The following is a 21281-nucleotide window of genomic DNA, read 5'->3' as shown; positions in this document are numbered from 1 at the left end:
GCCGAGAACTTGACTTTAATTCCTTTAAACGCATTCCAATTCTTTGATTTGACGGGAGTATTATACGACCATCTCTAGTAAAAATAAAACCTTAAATATATTTGACTATATAAAGCATCATTAAGTCCATTCCTATCAATTGTGATTTTTTTCTGTTTTATTTTCTCCTTTGATTTCTTTATATGAAAAAAAGTTTATTCCTAACTCATGCAAAGTTGGAATAAACCTTTTGAAAGTTTATGAGCGTAGTTGTGAATAGAATTTGCTTACCGCTTAGTGTATTCCTTAAATTCTACTCATTGTTCAAACTTTTATTTTGTAACCATTTCCTAGCTTCTTCACCCATTAAAATTATTGGTTTTTCTGCAGTTCCTATATTAATACTTTTTATAAAAGCCTCTTCTATTCCACGAATGCCAGTTAATATAGCCCCGTTTAGCAATACACTTTCAAACGTTGCTAATCTTATATCAGCATTTAATAAAATTGCATTACGAAAATCAGCCTCATCGAAAAGACCAGCTACTAAATTAGCCTCTGATAAATCTGCTTTAGCAAACACGGTTTCAATACATTCACTATCAGCAAGTCTAGCAGATTTAATATTGGCATTTGTGAAGTCCACATACGAGACATTAGATTTTCCAAAATTTGCTCCTTCTAAATTTGCAGATATAAAAGTTGATGAACATAGTAAAGATGACGAAATATCCTTGTTATTTAAATCCATTCCATCAAAGATACAATCTGTTATATACGCTTGGTCTAGTGGATAAGGAGACAAATACACATTTCGCAAATCAATCTCATCTAAACCTAGTTTTTCTCCTTGTTCCCCAATAGTTTCAGTCCAAAGACGGTGCGACTCTAATTGAACGATAATTTCTCTGATATCAGTATTCATACTAACCTCCTTGGAGCGCACGTATCAGGTTTCCTTCAAAAATAGCTTTATTTTTCTTGTTATCTATTTTCTCTAATTTTTTGTACTCTTGGTTCGTAAGCAGCAATTACATCTAATATTGAGTCACTTGCAATAAAGCAAAAATGCAATAACTGTTGCGAGTCTGAAATACCATACGACTGTTCAGAAATCCATTGAATATATTCAGAATTTTCCACTTTGAAAAATGTCCAGTTTGAATAAAAATCTGTTCCATAGCTCTCGTCTATACTATTCATCATCTTTAGATTAAAGCTCTCCTCAGTACTTCTATATGCATGTACTGAGTCTTTAAATAACACTTCGACCTTATTATTCCCATCATAATCATCGGAAAGAATAATTTGAAAACAATTAATACTATCTTTGATAGAGTCAATATAATATTTTCTAGATAAACCCTTAGTAGGTTCATACCTCTCCCATTTCTCATTCAATTTATTCACTCTCCGTAACGTATTTTAATTGAATTTTTACCATCGAAAATCTCTAGTGTTGGTCTACCATCAGAACTTTTATTTCTCACACTAACTGTTCTTCCATCTGGTAATGTACCAACCCTACCATTAGGTATTTCTCTAATATTAGTAACACCCATATTATTAAAATCATCCATTGCTTGATTATACCCACCTGATTTATCATATTGTGTTGCTCTTCCTTTAGTTGCTCTACCTGTAGTAGCATCCTTTAATATATCATCTACATTTTTACCCTTAACCTTATTCTTTGAAGTCTGTGCACTATTTACATCCGTACTACGCTTATCTGTCAATTGAGTTTTAGGTTCTGGAGATGGAGTATTGCTTGGGCTACTAGAGTTATTAAGCCTCCTCGCCTTGTTTAAATCTAAAGCTTTATCTACCACTTTTGCAGGTCTAACTAGAATAAATCCAGCCGCAAGGGCTTTATCTCCTAGGCTGGCTTCTTTGTCGACTAGAGTGATGACATCATCTGCCCAAAAATTAATAACCGCATTCGAAAGGTGACCAGCTGTATGCATATTTGCTTTTGAGTTTGGATTGCCCAATACTTTTCGATAGTCCTCAAAATGAGGTACCGGTCGTTCGATTTCAGATGAGGCAATAAATGATTTCCGTTCTAAGTTGGTTGGATCGCTTAGGTATCGCTTAAGAGCTTCCTCCTCATCTATTGGAAAGGAGGTTTGAGATTTATCCATTAAGTAGTCATTACTAAAGACATACTCAGACATGTCGTCTTTGACATTTTGTGTATTCAGCATGGTCGATTGTGTGTTCCCATTGTAGGGTTCATTAATCGTTGCATTATAGACACTTTTTACTTTGGCTTTGATGTACATCGTGCTAAGTACTCGGAAGATGGCTGTAATATCTTTAGTGGTTTTAGCTACACTCTTCCGTATCTTTTGTTTCTTAGCCGAGAACTTGACTTTAATTCCTTTAAACGCATTCCAATTCTTTGATTTGACGGACTTTCTTGAGAGTGTATACTTTTTCGCTAAACTCACTAGTTATCTTTCATTGTTTGAGTATGCGGTCATTGATTGGTTCGTAAACTTCTCAAGAGCCTTTAGTTGTTGTTCGATGTCATGAAGAGCACGTTGAACCTCATCTAGACGACCACCTATGTTGCGCCTTGCTGCAATTTTCCTATCTAAACTATTCGATACTCCCTTTATATTTCCTCTTGCAGAAGAAATCATTGACCTTTGTTTCTCTAGCTAACTGGTGGCTTGAAGTATTTCTTTTATTCGTATATCAATTAGAGACAAATTCCCACCCCGCTTTATGCCAAAGAGATTCCTTTCTCAAGGAATCTCTTTTTTGGAAAATAGTTACTCCTAATATAAAACAAAAGAGTACATAAAGTGAGAGACTATAGTAATAATTTCCATATTTTGTGATGATTCTTATGTCTTATTCGGGTGGTGCCACCCGAATTCATTCTTAGTATCTTGCAGAGTTTGAAACTACCACTGGAACTTAAAAACGATTGAAAATGTTATTGTTTGTTATGTGAAGGTGGAATAAAATGCATGTATAATGATAACCATCTCTTCGCTTGCTTTTTACAGTATCATTGTCGTTTCTATTTCTTATCCGATATTGAAGCAGTACTTCTCCTTAACCATTATGGATATGATACCTATTTACGGTTCACTACATGCGTTTGGGTTTGTGTTATTTGGTTTGGTAGGGTAGATATTAGTGTCTTCTTATCCACATAAAAGAGGTATTTGAATTGATATACTTGTCAAATCCATGGCAACTGACTGGGGTATAGAGTCGACATCGACTCCTTGACTTCAACACGATTTTTAATTTCATGTAAATGAAAATTGAATAATCAAAGTATGTCTTATTATCTTTCTTAATCAGCTAATAGCTCCAAGTAATATTTATCATTTTCTTGTATCTTCCTTAAAAATTCTTCAAGAGAATTCGCAATTTGAATATCATAATAGTAAACTGCACTATTCGTATTTTCGTTTAATTCTATTGACATTAAAGCTGATTCGCTTCCTTCAAAAAATAATAGTTTGTTATTCTCAAATTCATCATAGATTTCTATGTCGGGATAAAACTCATAGTCATTAACTCTTAATCGGAAATCTCTTACTGAATATGGGTCCATAATACGATTAATGTTAAACTCTGAACCCTTAATAAATCCGTAGCCGACCTCTATATAAAAAGTAACTAACTCCTTAGGAAATTTTATATCGAGTTCCTTCTCAACTTCTTTTATTTCATTATCAGTCACTAGATAAAAACTATTTTCTTGGTTTGCCTTAATAAATTCATAACTCATTATTTTTTACCTCCTTTAAAAAGTGAAATAGCTGGTGAACCTGTTCCATGTATACCAGCTTGATGCTCATTTGGGAATTTTGCAGGATGAATATTCCACCATTCATGTTCTCCTCCAAAAGTATTATCAATTATATGATGAGCATCATACTTATCTCTCTTTTTCCTAATTATTTTTCCTGTTTTTACGGAAATAACATTTTCATTATACACTGGCCACTTTTGTCCAGTATTTACTTCCCACTCTTTAATTACTTTATTTTTTACTTTATCAAATTCTGCCCTGTGCTTAGCTGTTTCTATAGGTGACATTTTCTTAGATTCTTTATTTCTTAAGGCTTCCTTCAACTTCTCTATTTTATATTGTATGAAAAAAGGTTCATTCTGCACTGGGTAGCCCCCGCAAAAAATAAAACACTGAAAGCATGAAGGCAATCAGGATTTCGCGTCATTATTTTACAGTTATGTAATAGACTTAAAAGGCGGATGACCAGTGTCTTGGTTTTGTAACAGGCTAGGATTTCGAAATCTTAAACTCGTTTGCAATTCAATAATTGGTACATCTTCTCTAATTTCTTTAAATTCTACGTTAATCCAGAGAGGACATAATGGAATCCTGCACGCAAGCATATTGACCACTGATTCGAGGTCAAATTCCCTTCCGCTCAAATTCTTTTCATTTAACATCCCACGATGCAAATACTCATCAGTAGAGTTTAGAGATTTACCACGTTCAATTACAGGTACTACTGTAAACTTCCAATTTCCTTCTAAGTTTATATTTCGAGATATTGATATCTCGTTTAAGGCTTGTAGCAAGTGGTCTTTAAATGTTCGTTTATCCATGTATTTTTTCAATTTTTTCACTCCGTCAATTTTTTTGAAATCACTCTCGAGGAATCTATGATGAAACCATCAGCGTCTATTTTGTAGCTATATAATTCAATCCATGCACCTTTTACATTAACTCCGGCATTTTTAAGGAGTTGAGGGTAATTCATTGCCTCTTCAGGTGTGAGGTGATAATGTCCAGATTCGTTCGTTATTCTTCTCACTTCTCCTTGTCCATTTATTTTAAGTTGACCTGCCGCAAGAACATCATCCTTATTACCTAAAGCATGGTGTCTTTTACCTATAACAAGGTTTCCATTTTTATCAATAACGAAATCAACCTCTGTTCTTCCATCAATTCCTTTTACTTTTCCGTTCTCTAAAGAATACGAAAGTATCTTACCATCCTAGGTAATTGCTCATAAGTAAATTTATTTTTAATAGTTGAATAATAATTACCCGTATCCTTAGTTTTATCAGCCCCAACCCGACTACCTGTCCTATTCCCTTCTGCCGCTCTTGGTTCTCCATAGTCTTATTATCTATTGAACTATTTGTTATGTTTGGTGTGCCTTGACTTCCACTAGGCTTGGTAGAATGGACGACCCTTTATAAGCCCTAGCAATATAAAAACACTCTCACGTTACCCATTGTTTATCGTCACGAGCTTCGTGTTTCATGTAAAAGTTTAATTTGAGTAGTTAGTGTTGTTTTTTTTAAAACGTCACTACAAGCAATTTCGTAAGTTTGCAACTTGCTTATCATAATGAACTTTTGATTAAAAAATGATATTGTTTTTACCATAGAGTTCTTAATGATATTGTTTTTACCATAGAGTTCTTAAGTTAAAAAACCTTGAAAGGCATATTACCAATCAAGGTTTTGAGTATCTTTGAATTTTCTTTTATTGAACAATAATTAACAATTAAAATATGCCTTCAAGAAATCAAAAAACGATGACCAAGTTTCTTTTAACTCTCCTTTTAAAAACAGTTCATCTCCCCCCTCAAAATTAACTATATAAACTTTATCTGTTGCAGTATCCAGCACTAATACAGCATTTGCTGACATTTCACTTAAAACAAGATATTGCTTCGAAAAACCATGTTCTTCTCTACAAATGAGTGTGTATGATTCAATATTATTTTCTTCATCTGCTATATCTAGTAATTCAAAGGGTACATGTTCTTCCCAAAAAGGGCCTGCATATTTGATATAAAATTCTTGGAAAGTATCTGATGCGTTTACACCTAGCCTTATTAAAGCATCCTGTACTAGCTTGCTATCTTCACGTTTATATATTTGTTCTGCTAGAACTTCATCTAGTCTCTCAGGCAAAATATTCATATTATTTTCCTCCTAAAACTTCTTGTCCTCGTATTTTCCAATAATTAATAGAATCTACTTTTTGAAATGCCCCTCTAGTTGTCTCATCCATTGGAAAAAATGGGTTTAACTTTCCTTTATAAGGATGTAGTGGAGCTCTTTTAGCATTACTGATATTATGATACCTAGTAGAAGCTTCAAATAATGGTCCAACACCTTTTTGTTGTGAATGATGCAATGTTGCAACACTCCCTGCATCATCAAGAATAGGAGCAAGTCCATATTTCGCAGATGCTTCAGCATTTGTTAACCCACGCCCTTTTTTAGCACCTTTTGTTCGGACCATATCCCAATTAATATCTCCTCTTTGATATACTTTGTAAGTAAATCCTGTGCCATCTTTACCTGCATTATACTCTACACTCCGAGTAAAATATTGATTATTCTTATAATCCTTTAGATGTTGATATGTTTCTTGACCCGTACCCTTAACCGTACCAACCTGACTACCTGTCTTATTCCCATCTGCCGCTTTTGGTTGTGTCACAGTCTTATTATCTATTGAACTATTTGTTATGTTAGGCTGTGTGCTTTGATTTCCGCTAGGTTTGGTAGCCGGCGGTACCTTCGTCGCTGGCTTTATTGTTGTCGTTGTGGTTGCTGACTTTATACTTTGGGAAAGTGCCCCACCTCCGACAACTGTTCCAGCTAACCCCATGCTGTTTAACCAATGTTCTGCGGAAAGGGGATCATCTGGATTCACTGCTCCAATCGTCATATCGACTCCGCCAAGCGTTATCCAATTGCTAACAGTTCTCAAGGATGGATTTTCTACCATTTCGTTATAGTTATTCTCTAAACCTTGATAAATTCCTTTAGGTATTCCAAAGGATATCGCATTGCCAAAGTCTCCCCAGGAATCAAACATTTTGTCCGATCTTTCCATATGTTCGTCCCAAATCATCGTACCTATTTCTTTGAAACTATTTAGCGATTTCTTTGTACCTGTAGTAAAGGTTAACTCTTCTGTTTCACTCGTATCGATTTGTGTTTTTCTTGTCTTGTTTAGTGAGCTTTGAAAAATCTTTTGGAGAAAGGTTACGCTTGCTACGCAATAAGGATATCTCTCCTTTATTTTTGTAGCCGTAGTGTATACGGCTTGCACTGGCTGTATTATCTGTTTTTCAATATTTTCAATCATACTAGAATAGAAGGTTTTGGTTGCGCTTTGTACCCAAGGGCGTGTTGACCTTACTGCATCGAGTGCAGTTTGTGCTTTACTCATTTGATAGTCTTTGCTATATACATGAGTTGGAAACATACTAGTAACCTGTTGTGTGGTCAGTTGAATGATTCGTTTTGACCAACTATAAGGGTCTTTAATTGTTGCCTCATACACCTGTCTCACTTTAGATTTTATATATGTCGTGCTTAGCACTTTGAATATGTTTTTGATGTCTATGGCCTTAGCTATGTTTTGACGGATTTTCTGTTTTTTCTTAGTGAATTTTACTTTGATTCCTTTAAACGCATTCCAATTCTTTGATTTGACTGATTTTCTTGAGAGTGTATACTTTTTCGCTAAACTCACTAGTTTTCTTTCATTGTTTGAGTATGCGGTCATTGATTGGTTCGTAAACTTCTCAAGAGCCTTTAGTTGTTGTTCGATGTCATGAAGAGCACGTTGAACCTCATCTAGACGACCACCTATGTTGCGCCTTGCTGCAATTTTCCTATCTAAACTATTCGATACTCCCTTTATATTTCCTCTTGCAGAAGAAATCATTGACCTTTGTTTCTCTAGCTGACTGGTGGCTTGAAGTATTTCTTTTATTCGTATATCAATTAGAGACAAATTCCCACCCCGCTTTATGCCAAAGAGATTCCTTTCTCAAGGAATCTCTTTTTTGGAAAATAGTTACTCCTAGCATAAAACAAAAGCGTACATAAAGTGAGAGACTATAGTAATAATTTCCATTTTATATGGTAGTCCTTATGTCTTATTCAGGGCGTGCCATTTTGGGTCGTGCCAGGCACCACCCGAACCATAGTCATTAATGAATATAGAAACCCAACGACTCCAAAGATATTTAAGGAAGTCTCACGATTTAATATAATTCCATCTATTTCAACCCACTCCGGACTTATAAAAGAGAACATGAAACTCCCAACAACAACTCCGACACTACTACACAAAATTACCTGTAAGAAGAGTGAAAGGTACTTCAGTACTCTTTTTCGGGCTAGAAGATCAGTTATGACAGTCAGTGGCAAATAAATAAAAAGGAAAACAAGAAATCCAAGATAAGTACTATAAAAGAATCCAATTTGTACGTGTTCAAACGGTATTACTTTTTTACTTTCTACATTTTCTAAAATCGTAAAACCTATTGCAAACAATATGATGTATAATAGCCCTAGAATTGTGTAGCGAATCCATTTTTTCAATTGAATACCACCCTACTATATTTTCATTTTAGTTCGTAGCAACACACTGATCCTATCATACTTAGAAAAATTCGCTACTTTTTTTATAGCTGTTGCGTATGCATAGGTATGAAACCACCTTTGGAAACTCACACGATGTAAATGTTATTGTTAGTTATGTGAAGGAGGAAGAAAATGACCGTTTTAGAAGTAAAGAATTTAAAAAAATCATTTGGTGCCATCCATGCGGTTCAAGACATTAGCTTTTCTGTGGAAGCTGGTGAGGTCTTTACCATTATCGGACCGAATGGTGCAGGTAAAACAACCACCTTAGAAATGATTGAAGGCTTAGTTCCACCTGATGGGGGAGACATCCGTTTTGGAGAGTTCAACTGGGATAAGCATGCAAAAACGATAAAACAAAAAATTGGCGTACAGCCTCAATCTAGTGCGATGTTTGATTTATTAACTCCTGAAGAAAACTTGAACCTATTTGCGACCTTCTATGATAAAGCCCGTCCAACCGAAGAAATCCTAACCTTAATTAACTTGACTGACCACCGCAATAACCAAGTGAAAAAGCTCTCAGGTGGTCAACGACAACGACTTGCGATTGGATTAGCTATGATTAGTGATCCTGACATAATTTTTTTAGATGAACCGACGACAGGACTTGACCCACAAGCTCGCCGCAACATTTGGGACATCATTTTACAACTAAAGAAGCTCGGTAAAACAATCATCTTGACTACTCATTATATGGAGGAAGCCGAAAAGTTAAGTGATCGAGTGTGTATCGTGGACCAAGGAAAAATCGTAACCCTAGATACACCTTCAGGACTGATTGAAAAATTAACAGAAGAACGGGAAGTACGCCTGTCCTTCATCAATGGACCTGAGGCTGCGGAAGAGGCAAACCTCTTTTCTAGCAATCTACCATCCGTCAACCGAACAGAGCGTGAAGAAGCGTCCTTAATTCTTTGGTCGACCGACCCAGAGAATACGTTATATAGCTTATTTGGGTTTACAAAAGAAAAGAATTATCAGGTAGAGCAAGTCTCCATTCGTGAAATGAGCTTAGAGGATGTGTTCATTGCGTTTACTGGAAAGGAATGGAGGGATTAATGATGAATCAATTCAAACAAATGTTTCTGGCTCAACTCAAATTAACATTTCGTGAAAAACAAGCTTGGTTTTGGGGAATATTCTTTCCTGTCATTTTAATGTCTATCTTTATGGTGATCTTTACGGGTGGTTCTGACAATGAGTTTTCTGCAAAAGTAGCCATTGTGAATGAAAACCAAAATGCTACATCCGAAATGCTATTACAGCAAATCACGCAAATCCCAGTTTTAGAAATCGAAACGGGTGACACGGTAAGTCGTGAGAAAGCGGATGAACTTGTAAAAGACCAGGACGTTCAAGCTGCGATTGTCTTGCCTGAATCCGCAGATGATACTTCTATTCTACTAATCGTCAATAGAGAAAACGAACAAGGAGTAACTACCCAAGCTCTATCAGGAATGCTTAATAACTTTGTGCAACAGGCCAATCTCCAGGCCGCAGGTGCCGTTCCTACATATGAATTACAGTTTGAATCGATTACCTCAAGTAGTAACCAAATCAGTTATACAGACTTCCTTTTGACGGGTATGATTGCGTTAGCGATTGCTCAAGGTGGAATGTTCGGTATGGTTGATTTAGTAGAAATGCGACGGAAAGGATTAATCAAAAGGTTGCGCATGACTCCAGCTAATATGAATATCTTTGGGTTGAGTGATATGATCATGCGATTACTCTTTAGTATCATACAAATTATTTTATTAACCCTCATTGGCGTGTTCATTTTTGGGGCTAATGTATTCATAAATATCCCTAGCTTACTCGTGGTCTTCTTACTAGGAGCTTTATCTTTTAACGCGTTAGGATACTTATTCTCCTCTTTTAGTAATACATCCGAAGCGTATATGGGAGTCGCCAATATTGCCAGCTTCCTGATGATGTTTTTGAGTGGCGTATTCTTTCCGATAGAGACCATGCCTGAGTGGATTCAGCCAATATCCAATATCCTGCCACTTACTTATTTTGTGGAAGGGTTACGAGAGAGCATGGTTTACTCCACGAGCATCTTTACAGCAAGTCTTTGGACAGCGATTGGAATCATGGTCCTTTGGGGAGTTGTTGCCTTTATCGCTGGATCATGGCTTTATAAGAGAAAGTCGATTGTGGCGACGAGATAATGGCAAAATAATAAATAAGTAAAGCGCTTGGATAGCATCCCAAGCGCTTCTTCTAATTTTAGACTTCTGTTGTAACAATCATATTTTACCCGTATTATTTCTTCTAGGTTTAATTAGGTAGAACTAGGATTTACTCTTATTTTGAAAAAGCTGGCACCCTTAATTATTGCATTTACTATAAGATAGCCAATAACACTACCTAATGTGTTAAGTATAATATCATCAATATCAAATTGACCTACTCTTAGTGTGAATTGTAGAAATTCTATTGAAAAACTTATCATTAGAGTGCAAACCACCACTTTTGACATTGTATTTAATTTATTAAATATGATGGCAAGAAATACTCCTAAAGGAATAAAGATAAGAACGTTTCCTAAAGTGTTATCGATTACGATATTTAAATTGAAATTCTGGTGGTTCACTATGTAGTTATACATGTTGCGAAAAGGAATAATGTTAGCATTTAATTTCCAAACCTCAATATCTAGAAAACCATTTGAATTGGGTGGAGTATAAAAATAACGATTAAAAAGTTCATAATTATTAGAAATAGCATGGATGTAATCATTAATACGAATTAGTATTCGTTGAAATAGCAGATTAAATAGAACAATGAATGCGTACAAGCAAAATAAAGTCCACGTCCCTATTTTTACTATTTTATAATAAGGGGATAAAGATTTTTGAAAATCATCTTTTAATTGTCTAGATTCTCCAAAACTCTCCAATGCTTTTTTTGTAGCTTCTTCATCTGATATCCCTTGCTCTAGGTACTCATTTTTTAGTAAGTATAAATGGCCTTTTACTTCTTCAGCTATATCGCTTTTTTCTTCCTTACTACACTCTAGTTCACTAACAATTTCTTTAACAAACAACTCGATGTTCTTATCCACGCCATGCCCTCCGAACATACTTTTATTAAATTATTTACTTTTTTCCATTCTGAAAGTTTTCTTACTAGCTCTGTTTTCCCTTCATCCGTAATTTGATAATACTTCCTTCTCGCACCCACTTCTGTGTTATCCCAATATGACGTAAGCCATTTTTTGTTTTCTAATCTTTTCAGTGCAGGATATAAAGTCCCTTCACTCATACTATAAAGTTCATTACTATTTTCCTTTAATGTTTTTACCATTTCATACCCATACATATCCCTTTTACTAAGGACCGAAAGGAGTAAAATATCAATACTTCCTTTCATTATTTCTTTATCCATAATTAACATCACTCCCATATAAAGTAAAGTTTCTATTTGCATCGTATCACCTTATACATCGTATTACAAGTTCGTTTCCAAAAAAAAGTTACTAATTTCCAATTGAAAGTAAAGTTGATAGAAGAAAATGATACATAAAAGTACTCTACTGACCTTCTTTTTTATTAATTATTTATTGCTCCCACCAGCAAAATAAATATATGATTGATTCTCCAGAAGTTCGTTTAACGAATAAATAAAGTTTGTTATAATCAATATTGTAAGCGTTTTCCGTTTAAGCATTACATAACGATTATGAAAATGGAGGCAGTATAATGGGACAAAGCAATCAATTAGCACACCGTATGGCTTCAAAGAGAATTAATCTAGTGGATGCATCAGGTAATCCTGTTGTTGGAAAAGAAGTACAATTAAAACAAACTAACCATAAATTTTTGTTTGGTAGTGGGATTTTTAATGCAATTGAAGTAGCTAACAAAAATGTACCACCAGACAGACTTGCCTTTTTGGAAGAGAAACTAGATAAGTTTTTAGATATATTTAACTTTGCGACACTCCCTTTTTACTGGGGAGTATTTCCTGGCTATTGGGGTGGGTTTGAGCCTGAAAGAGGAAAGCCACGGACACAAGAGTTAAAGGCTGCTGCCCAGTGGTTAAAAGATAGAAACGTAACAGTGAAAGGCCATCCTCTTGTCTGGCACACAGCAACCGCTCCATGGCTTCTCGACATGAGTAATGAAGAAATCCTGAAAGCACAATTTGCAAGAATTGAACGCGAAGTAACTGACTTCAAAGGATTAATCGATATGTGGGATGTTATCAATGAAGTGGTGATTATGCCTATTTATGATAAATATGATAATGGGATTACTAGAATTGCAAAAGATTTGGGGCGAGTTGGTATCGTGAAAGAAGTGTTTGCAAAGACAAGGGAATCAAACCCTGGCTCCACTCTGCTTTTGAATGACTTTAATACATCAATTAACTATGAAATTTTACTTGATGGCTGTCTAAATGCAGGTATACAAATCGATGCCATCGGTATTCAGTCACATCAGCATCAAGGATATTGGGGTCGTGAAAAATTAGAAGAAGTATTAGATCGCTTCTCTCAATTTGGACTACCTATTCATTTTACCGAAAACACACTGTTATCCGGACACCTTATGCCACCTGAAATTGTCGATCTGAATGACTATAAAGTAACAGATTGGCCGTCAACACCTGAACATGAAGAACGCCAGGCAAAAGAAGTAGAAGAAATGTACACAATCCTATTTAACCATCCTTTAGTAGAAGCCATCTCCTCTTGGGAATTCAGTGATGATGGGGCTTGGATTAATGCGCCTTCCGGATTTATCCGAAAAGGTAATAGTCTAAAACCGTCATATGAAGTGTTACAGAAACTAATCAAAGGCGATTGGTATACAAACACGACTTGTGAGACCGATGAAAACGGAATGGTTTCATTTGAAGGATTCCTAGGGGATTATGAACTGATTTGTGGAGATAAGAAAGTAAGCTTTACATTAGATATAGATGCTGAGACTGTACGGATGGTAATCTAATCGAGGGCTAATACTGATACGATTAAAAGCGCTTGGATACTTTTCTTCCAAGCGCTTTTTCTAATTTTAGACTTCTGTTTTAACAATCATGTTTCTTCTAGACGAAAGTAATTTACTTCCGTTCTTCAAAATTATAGTCAATAACCATAGTTTACTGAATGAGATTGATAAATAGACATAATTCCATTCTACTGCCTTAACAAACCATTTTCCTATTAAGGTGCACAAAAAAAGACAAGGCTTTTACACCCTGTCTTAATGTTGTATAAGCTAACCAGTCTATCAATATTATGAAGATGTTTGCATCTTTTTACGTCTTATAACAGTCGTAAGGATTCCAACTATTAATAGAGCCAATCCTATTAACAGCATATTGTAGTAATTTGTAGCAGTGGCAGGAAGCTTATCTGAACTGTCAGGATCTGTTGGGTCTGGATCTGTTGGGTCTGGATCTGTCGGCTCTGGATTTGTTGGCTCTGGATTTGTTGGGTCTGGATCTGTCGGCTCTGGATCTGTTGGCTCTGGATTTGTTGGGTCTGGATCTGTTGGGTCTGGATCTGTTGGGTCTGGATCTGTTGGGTCTGGTTCTCCCACATTCTCACCTTCTAAATCTTGCGCGAACATCCAGTCAAAGACATCTTCGTATCTGCTATCTAAAGTACCGGCAGTCGGTGCCATGTTCCAATCTGTCTCATATACCTTATTATAAAGAACCGCCGCTTCAACTTCATGCGCTATATAAGCTTGCAAAGGAGGATTCTGTTCAGGATTCGGTCTCTGATCCGCCTGATCGAATTGATTATAGGGCCATACAAAAGTTTCGTTGCTATCAAATAACGAAGCCCTCGCGTTGGTCATTTTCGGTAGATTCTCGTTTATAAAGTTTTCGAGGTTAGTCTGGTATGACCCGCCGTCATAAGAATTCACAAACATCCAATAAGCCAAGTCTGCGTGCGCTTCATCACTACCCGCGTTTGGCGACCCGGATACCGGAGACATCGGAGCGCCGGCCGCGAAAAAGCCAGGATATTCGTTAAGTAATCTGTTCGTATACTGGCCGCCCCATGAGAAGCCCGCCACATAAATACGGTTCGGGTCTACCGCTCCGCTGGTAACCAAATCGTCTAATACCGCTTTAACATTGGCTGTATTTGGAGTACTAATGCCATTATAGGAAATATTCAGCACATGGCTGGCATATTTGTCGGGGTTTTCACCCATTTTTTTCATCAATGCGACCGCGCCATTGGCAGATTTCATAGCCGCTTTTTGGTCTGTTGCAGCGCTTTGGCCGCCGCGTCCCATACCGTGGATGTATACATACAGCGGTAATCCTTGTACTGTCTCATCATTTTCATTCGTATGAAGGTAGAGCGCGCGATTGACTGAATGATCAGAGTGTGTTGTAAACTTGTCAAGAATAGGGTTCACAACTTCTTTTTGCACAAAAACCACATTCTCAAGCGAGCTTCCTTCCGTCAGAGTGATATCTCCGGTTTGAGTGACACTGTATTTTTGCAGCGTCGAATTACTGCTGCCATCCAACGTTGTCACACCACCGGTCGCTGTATAGAATTCAAACTCGACTACGATATAACGGCCACTTTCCAATCCGTCCTGATAATCCGGCGAATTTGCTACCCTTCCCAGATAGCCGCGAACTTTCGGTTCATTATTGGCGTAAACCCTTGTAATCTTGCGCGTTCCTTCAAATGCCACCGCCGTGCCATCTAAGGTCGTGTCCCTGGCCGATACGGTAAACATCTCCGGTGTCAGTTCGGAGTTTTCCACCGCATTACCTTCGCCCAAGTCAATAATGACCGCCGTTGTATACTCGCCTTTTGCGAAGTTGTCATTCCACACGATAAAGTCAAGCAACTCCGCACCCGGATCATTTTTGAATGTCGCGTGTATCTTATGGTTAGCGCTTACATTTTCAATGGTATAAGTATTGTCCTCCGTTACACTCACATCAATATCGTCTACCGTTACGGTATCTAAAATCTGGCCATGCTCGGGGATAAACGTAAAGGTTCTGTCTTCTCCCTCTCCTACTCTTAAGACATTGCCGGGTGCGTTCGGCGATATTTTACCGCCCGATCCTGTTGTGGCTGTAATTGAGAATCTGTCGTCTGGCTCGGTTGCGGCAATAAGTGTTAGCTTGTCTCTAAATGAAGCGTCGCTGCTAAAACCCGTATCCGGCTCTCCGAAACTGGAAACGACCTCGTAACGGTCATTGCCCTCTGACGATGAGTTGTTGATATAAACTTCAAAAGTGAACGGGCCTTCCTCCAAGGTCAAGGTTCTTTTGGGTAATCTCACCTCCACGATATACCCCGTTTCCGTAAGCTCAGTCCACCCCGCTCTGCCCTGGGCATTCACTCCAGACCACAGCCCCATAGCGCTGACACGCCATTGGTTAGACCCGCTTCTGCCTGGGCCGACATAAAACTCCACGCTGTCGTACATGTGATTCGGACCATTCCCCACAAATACATCGCTGTCCTCCACGACTACACGAGCGTACAGATAGTCCTCGTCCCAAAGAATCCTGGCTGTGCCCGTAGCTTTTGGTCTGGGGTCATCGGGTACAGTGCTTCGGTTAATGCTATGTTCCATTGTTTTCTCCCACAGCGGATCGTTCGACCCAAGTTCGGGAGTCCCGTAAACGGCTGTCGCTGTCTCATCTGTCAATATGCTTGATCCTAGGTCAGTTTCGGCAAAGCCTACAGGCGTCATCGGCACCAACATTGCCAAGCAACAGAGAAAAGTGAATACTCTTTTAAAAGTCTTTGACATAGATTGAATCCTCCTCATTTTTTCTTTCTTTGGTGAATCAAAACTAAGCGTTGCTACTAATAAAAAAAACACACAATAGCACCAATTAAAGTAATTTATGTATTCTAAAACCAACTCCTTATTTGTGAGGTTTAGGTTGAATAATTTCCAGTTACAAACCTCAGATTTAATATAAATTAACTGGAAAATATATGTCTTTCTTTGACATATCAATAGTGTGATTAACTGCTTACCACAGTTAATTCGCTTCGCTCAGGGAGTCAAGTGGAGACTGAACTTCATCTGAACATGGAAGCTAATTAAATCAGTCTTCTTTCATGACCGACTTATAAAGGTCAGCGTCTTCTGAAGACATTGATAAATTTTCGGCGGCTTTACCGACCTGGCAATTCATTTGATATTTAACTTTACTAAATACTCGTTGAACAATTGTATTAGGCTATCGATGCGTTAGATATTTAACCGTTTCACCTTCAATTACTTCTGCTTTTATGCTGTACGTATACTCGTTTCTTTGTCTTCCAAAATACCTATTAGCACATCAGTGCAACTGCTGTCTATTTTTCAAAAGGAACTTCCTTTTACACTGACATATCATCTTGTTACTAAAAATGCCCTGCTTTTGTGATCAACACAAAGGTCATTTTCCGCATGCAACACTTCTACCTTATCTTTGGCACTTAATAATGCCTGTGAGTTTTTAAATGTACTTACAAGTTTACTATAAGTGTTATGTGCATTCCTTACTAATTACGTAATCATAGATTACACAAAAAATTGATACGTATATAGCAAAGTACAACAGATATTCGATAGAAAGCGCTTACATTTTACATAAAACGACACCCTCATATACGTACAAGTGAGCAGTAAACATCACAAACTATATATTTGAACATACAAGTATTATATATATCTACTTTTAAATACACAATACTTTTTCAAGAAAATAGCGCAATTGTCCCATTACCTTTTTCTTGACTCTAGTGTGGTAGAATGTTATTTTTCTTGCAATCTATAGCTAAAATCATAGTTTTATAGAGCTAATAATAAAGAAATAAATTAATAAGAATTTTATGTTGTACGAACAACTTCTAAAGAGAAAAAATAGTGCCTGTCCCCAATACAGTAAAGTTATACACTGAGAGCTTCTTCTACTTTCACATCATCACGAGGAACAAGAGTTGAAAAGTGTGACTGCATAAAAATATGTGCCAGCCCCCCAGCACGGTAAGGTATCACCGTACAAGGGGTCTGGCACTTTAAACCGTTGCTTTAATTTATCCGCATATTGATAGACACTAAAACAAACAAACGAAATATGCAATGATGCAAAACTTATAATGATACTGGGCCATTCATAGCGCTTTTGGGTAATGGTCTACTACTTTTATTGGAAGTTCCTTGTGTAAAATTTGTGTAATACCAGCTAAATCCTACCATTTTCTATTTTTTCCTAAAAGTTAAAAAAACTCACAAATGTTGATGTATCAACACTTGTGAGTAATTAAACTTTATTAAACTTAACCTAACTTTATTTAATGGTACCGGTGGTCGGGGTCGAACCGACACTCCGTGAGGAACACGATTTTGAGTCGTGCCGAAAATTTTTACTATACGTCTTTAATACGTGATATTGCGATATATTCAGCGTCCATTGTACTCGTCTACTACACTCACTTTAATCGTATTCGCACGATTGGTATTAAAATCCATTATACTCGTCTAGCATTCGGTATGCAAGACTTTTCTTACAAAAAAAATAGTGCAAGCTCTAGCTCTTTAAAGCTGTTGCCTGCGCCTGTCTTCCTACGTTATTTTCTATAGTTATACGGCTTGTTCACATACTCTTTTAGCGTTTTGCTATAGCTACCTAAATAGTCCACAACGATTTGCGGCATCAAACTGCTTTGACGCATACTCTTTACTGCCTCTAGCGTTTCTTTTGCCTCCTGCGCCCCTTGTGGCAAGCCTCGCTCGTATAGCTCCGAATGAATACGCCCTAGCTGTTGCTTTACTTGCTGCTTTTCGTCTTCGTTAGCTATTGCTATTACTTCTCTTGCTAGACTTTGTATTACCTCTGCTGCCTCTTTTGCAAGAATTGGTTCTTGTGTATCTAATACGGTGCCTAGCGCCTCTATCGCACTTTTTGCGTTAGTTGCAAACGTAACACTAGCTTGTACTTCTCGCATTTTCTCGTTAAAGATTTCTTGCGTTACATCGTCTACCTTTTCTAGCGGCTGTATTAGCATTTGTTGCGCTGCTTTATTAGCGTTTTCTAGTGCCTCGTCTTTTACTCTCTGCATATCACTAGCGAATTGCATTATGTCGTCTTCAAGCTTTTGTGTAAGTTCTGAAAGCTTGCGTTGCTTGCCTTCATCAGATAGGTTACGATTAGCGTTAATAGCTGCTCGCTGCTCTAGATAAGGTAAAACATAAAACTCACGCATTGCACCTGCTGCGGTGTTTCTCAAGTCATACACTTTCTTATAGTTCTCTCTAATAGTCTCGGTGTAGTTATTCATAATGGTAGCCCCCTTTAGTGTTTGTAAATACTTCTTTTCTCTTTCGCTCCTTGTGCATTATAATAGCCCCTTTTGTTCGTACTCTTTTGCTGTTACTCGTACTTGCTCTAAGCGCTCTGTACTTAGCCCGTAGGCGTCCATAACACGCAATACGGCTTGTTTACTTAGCTTACGCTCCTTTCTCTCTACTTTTGAAATGTAACTAAGTGAATAGCCTAGCTTTTCAGCCGTATCTATCTGCCTGTGCGCTGCTACTGCTCTAATTACTTTCAGCATGTTAACTGTTATCTCCATTCACCCTTATCCCCTTTACTAGTACATATCGTCACATTAAAAACAAATAAAAAAGAGAAGAAGCTAGGGCTAACTAGTTCTCTCTCCTTTTATGACGTATTACTTTTGCATAACGTCCTTACGCTTATATAAAGCGTTCTAGGGAATGACGAGTTCCCTTACTATTAGGTACTTATGCCACACCATTTCTTGTATAGCTTTTTATACTTTTTCTTATTTACCATATTATCTCTGAATTATCATCTATTTCCTCTTCTACCTCTATACCTTCCGCACTAGATACGCTCTTTATTTCTGTCGTAGTGCTTAAGTTTCCTTTATCTTTAGCCTGTTGTGTCAACACTCTATATACGTCAAGGGTAGGCTTTATTTTTTCACCATCTTCGTTTATTACAAACCCATCATCGCTTACTTTTGTAACATGTAACGCAAAATATAGCTTTCTCCTCTTAATACCTTCGTAAAAGTTTACTGTCTTTATTAGTCCGTTTGCCTCTAATATGTTACATAACGGCGCTATACGATTTCTACTTATTCGCATATGCTCTGCTAGTTTTGTCGTGCTTACCCAACTAGCGCCTTTATAATCGTTATTTTCTTCTGTATTCGCATAGCTTAATAGAATACCATACAATAAAGCTATGTCCTTTACGTCTGGCTTACGCTTTGCTCCTGCGTATGCTTTATCGTATGCGTCACTAATTATTCTAGGGATTACCGTTTTATATATTGCGTTAGGTAGAACGCTCCACCCTCCGTTATCTTTTAGTTGTTCCTTTTGGCTATGCGCATACTCCCTTATTTTTGCTATTTCCTTTTTTGTAGCTTTTGCTCTGTCTATGCGACAGTCTTTGTTTTCCATCTTTATACCCCCTACGCTATTAATCGTTAAAGCAGCGTAATAACTGCCCCACACATTTATAGGCGCAGGTGGATAGTTCTCTTGGTATCTCCTATAGTGCATAGCGTTTAGTTATTCTATTATTCTTTTAAAGTTCTTTCCGCATTATCTTTATATATATAGTTTCTGCGTCTACGCATTCACTTTAGTGAATACATTGTTAGTTCTTTTTACTTTAGTTCTTTTTACTTTAGTTCTTCTTATAGTACCTAAAGGAGATATAAACGAGCGCACTACCGCAAATACTAACGAAAACACTCTAGTAGTTACTAATTGATAATTCAGTGTTTCGCAGTTCGTTTGACAAAACAACAAAGGCGTGCTTTCATTCTTAAACACAGACTTTATAAGCTCATTTTACAAACTAAACAAATTATGTTTTTGCTCATATCTATATAGGCGCCCATTGGCACTAATTATGGTACGTAGTAGCATCCCAATAAAATACATTCTGCGCCTATGTTATTTTAAGGGATTAGGAACGCTTTACATTCTCCCTTTGTAGGTTGTTTAACTAACAAATATTATCGTTCTTTTTATATCTAAAAAATGCTAAAATATAGTTATTCAACTAACGAAGCAGAAGAGTTGAAGAAAGATTTCTGTAATATTTTAACGATGGAGGTTAGCATGAAATTACATAGAATATGTTTTTTGATAGTGTTTGTTTTGTTAATGGTAAGTTGCTCGAATGAAGAATTTACTCTGGAAGAAAGGGTAGTGAATGGACTAAATAATTCTGATATTTATTACGATGAAATTGTTCATTTCGAGATAAAAGATAACTTTGTTTTTGTCTTTTACACTGTTGCTAATAGACTGTTTTACGATGTTTTTGATTTATCTTTATCTAACATGGAACATATTGGTGGCGGAGGTAGTTTGGATGAGGATGGTGGAATTTCAGTTAGTGGAAAAAGCGATAGAATTCCATATTACTTCTCCTATTTTATTAGTAACAATCCAGAAGTTGAGCAGGTAGAAGTTCATGGTAACCTTGCTAAAAACGTAAAATCTAAAGGTGTATCATTATGGATTATTTTTAGTGACCAGAATTTAGAAGAGGCAGATTATATTGCATATGACCAGCAAGGTAATCAAGTTAATCTAATACAAAGAGATTAACATTGAGGATTCTTGATCTAACGAGTGCGTTAGTTTAGGAAAGAAATAGGCGTATTTGTTAGGCGTCCTACTGCCGCTTAGCATATGCGCTCTTTTTTTACCCCTTGAGTTAAAAAATATATTGTTTAATTTGTGTGCGGTAGTAGTGTAGGGAATGCTATGGGGCTTGGGCGGAGACGGCTTTTTTTGCAGCTTGTGGCGCTTATATTTCCTCTGTATACATTCTTTTACGCAAGTTAGTACAATCTTTAACGACTAAAGAAAGAGCGCCTAAACAGAAGGAAATGAGCT

The 21281-nt window shown here is 36.9% G+C and carries 19 protein-coding genes and 1 pseudogene; 4 read left to right on the top strand and 16 right to left on the bottom strand.

What is annotated here, in order from left to right; all coding sequences use genetic code 11:
- Positions 1 to 292 precede the first annotated feature (292 nt).
- From BK585_RS04725 to BK585_RS04675, 10 genes and pseudogenes are all read right to left on the bottom strand, one after another.
- Positions 293 to 904 carry a pentapeptide repeat-containing protein gene (locus BK585_RS04725; RefSeq protein WP_078552220.1) on the bottom strand — a complete coding sequence of 204 codons (612 nt, stop codon included), beginning with the start codon at positions 902 to 904 and terminating at the stop codon, positions 293 to 295.
- Between the two features lie 59 nt (positions 905 to 963).
- The gene (locus tag BK585_RS04720; protein ID WP_078552218.1) at positions 964 to 1380 is read right to left on the bottom strand and encodes a hypothetical protein; all 417 of its coding nucleotides are present in this window, start codon (positions 1378 to 1380) and stop codon (positions 964 to 966) included.
- 5 nt (positions 1381 to 1385) lie between these two features.
- Complete coding sequence (locus BK585_RS24295; RefSeq protein WP_078552216.1) at positions 1386 to 2432, bottom strand: hypothetical protein; 1047 nt, start codon at positions 2430 to 2432, stop codon at positions 1386 to 1388.
- Between the two features lie 3 nt (positions 2433 to 2435).
- A complete protein-coding gene (locus tag BK585_RS04710) occupies positions 2436 to 2627 on the bottom strand; it encodes a hypothetical protein (RefSeq protein ID WP_078552214.1) in 192 nt (63 codons plus the stop codon).
- 668 nt (positions 2628 to 3295) lie between these two features.
- Entirely contained in the window at positions 3296 to 3736 is a 441-nt protein-coding gene (locus BK585_RS04705) for an SMI1/KNR4 family protein (RefSeq protein ID WP_078552212.1), read from the bottom strand.
- A pseudogene (locus tag BK585_RS04700) lies at positions 3736 to 4095 on the bottom strand (LXG family T7SS effector ribonuclease toxin YxiD); the annotation flags it as partial. The gene BK585_RS04705 and the pseudogene BK585_RS04700, both read right to left, overlap by 1 nt.
- A 102-nt stretch (positions 4096 to 4197) precedes the next feature.
- Positions 4198 to 4593: a hypothetical protein gene (locus BK585_RS04695; RefSeq protein WP_078552211.1), complete on the bottom strand. Its 396-nt coding sequence runs from the start codon at positions 4591 to 4593 to the stop codon at positions 4198 to 4200.
- An 891-nt stretch (positions 4594 to 5484) separates the two neighbouring features.
- Positions 5485 to 5913 carry an SMI1/KNR4 family protein gene (locus tag BK585_RS04685; protein WP_078552207.1) on the bottom strand — a complete coding sequence of 143 codons (429 nt, stop codon included), beginning with the start codon at positions 5911 to 5913 and terminating at the stop codon, positions 5485 to 5487.
- Between the two features lies 1 nt (position 5914).
- The gene (locus BK585_RS24370) at positions 5915 to 7747 is read right to left on the bottom strand and encodes an HNH/ENDO VII family nuclease (RefSeq protein WP_245805778.1); all 1833 of its coding nucleotides are present in this window, start codon (positions 7745 to 7747) and stop codon (positions 5915 to 5917) included.
- Positions 7748 to 7896: 149 nt separating this feature from the next.
- A complete protein-coding gene (locus BK585_RS04675) occupies positions 7897 to 8340 on the bottom strand; it encodes a hypothetical protein (protein ID WP_078552205.1) in 444 nt (147 codons plus the stop codon).
- Positions 8341 to 8514: 174 nt separating this feature from the next.
- Between BK585_RS04675 and BK585_RS04670 the strand changes: the two genes are divergently transcribed.
- Complete coding sequence (locus tag BK585_RS04670) at positions 8515 to 9444, top strand: ABC transporter ATP-binding protein (protein WP_078552203.1); 930 nt, start codon at positions 8515 to 8517, stop codon at positions 9442 to 9444.
- A 2-nt stretch (positions 9445 to 9446) separates the two neighbouring features.
- Positions 9447 to 10559 (top strand): ABC transporter permease, encoded by a 1113-nt coding sequence (locus tag BK585_RS04665; RefSeq protein ID WP_245805777.1) that lies wholly within the window; start codon positions 9447 to 9449, stop codon positions 10557 to 10559.
- Positions 10560 to 10672: 113 nt separating this feature from the next.
- Here the strand turns inward: BK585_RS04665 and BK585_RS04660 are convergent, their stop codons facing one another.
- On the bottom strand, positions 10673 to 11455 hold the full coding sequence (locus BK585_RS04660; protein WP_078552199.1) for a VanZ family protein: 783 nt from the start codon (positions 11453 to 11455) through the stop codon (positions 10673 to 10675).
- Complete coding sequence (locus tag BK585_RS04655) at positions 11407 to 11778, bottom strand: PadR family transcriptional regulator (RefSeq protein WP_078556610.1); 372 nt, start codon at positions 11776 to 11778, stop codon at positions 11407 to 11409. Before BK585_RS04655 ends, BK585_RS04660 begins: the two co-directional genes overlap by 49 nt.
- A 314-nt stretch (positions 11779 to 12092) precedes the next feature.
- Here BK585_RS04655 and BK585_RS04650 point away from each other — a divergent pair, with 314 nt between their 5' ends.
- Entirely contained in the window at positions 12093 to 13346 is a 1254-nt protein-coding gene (locus BK585_RS04650) for an endo-1,4-beta-xylanase (protein ID WP_078552197.1), read from the top strand.
- A 288-nt stretch (positions 13347 to 13634) separates the two neighbouring features.
- Here the strand turns inward: BK585_RS04650 and BK585_RS04645 are convergent, their stop codons facing one another.
- The 4 genes from BK585_RS04645 to BK585_RS04630 all read right to left on the bottom strand — a co-directional run bounded on the left by BK585_RS04645 (position 13635) and on the right by BK585_RS04630 (position 19826).
- Entirely contained in the window at positions 13635 to 16145 is a 2511-nt protein-coding gene (locus BK585_RS04645; protein ID WP_078552195.1) for a sugar-binding protein, read from the bottom strand.
- 1814 nt (positions 16146 to 17959) lie between these two features.
- Positions 17960 to 18670 carry a hypothetical protein gene (locus BK585_RS04640; protein ID WP_078552193.1) on the bottom strand — a complete coding sequence of 237 codons (711 nt, stop codon included), beginning with the start codon at positions 18668 to 18670 and terminating at the stop codon, positions 17960 to 17962.
- A gap of 57 nt (positions 18671 to 18727) precedes the next feature.
- Positions 18728 to 18964, bottom strand: a complete 237-nt coding sequence (locus tag BK585_RS04635; RefSeq protein WP_078552191.1) for a helix-turn-helix domain-containing protein — start codon at positions 18962 to 18964, stop codon at positions 18728 to 18730.
- 217 nt (positions 18965 to 19181) lie between these two features.
- Positions 19182 to 19826, bottom strand: coding sequence for a helix-turn-helix domain-containing protein (locus BK585_RS04630; RefSeq protein ID WP_078552190.1), 645 nt, complete (start codon positions 19824 to 19826; stop codon positions 19182 to 19184).
- Between the two features lie 759 nt (positions 19827 to 20585).
- Between BK585_RS04630 and BK585_RS04625 the strand changes: the two genes are divergently transcribed.
- A complete protein-coding gene (locus BK585_RS04625; protein WP_139367495.1) occupies positions 20586 to 20990 on the top strand; it encodes a hypothetical protein in 405 nt (134 codons plus the stop codon).
- Positions 20991 to 21281 lie beyond the last annotated feature (291 nt).

The sequence above is a fragment of the Bacillus alkalicellulosilyticus genome (assembly GCF_002019795.1).
Classification (GTDB): Bacteria; Bacillota; Bacilli; order Bacillales; family Bacillaceae_F; genus Bacillus_AO; species Bacillus_AO alkalicellulosilyticum.
The sequence above is the reverse complement of the archived record's forward strand: the minus strand, read 5'-3'. Positions and strand labels throughout refer to the sequence as shown.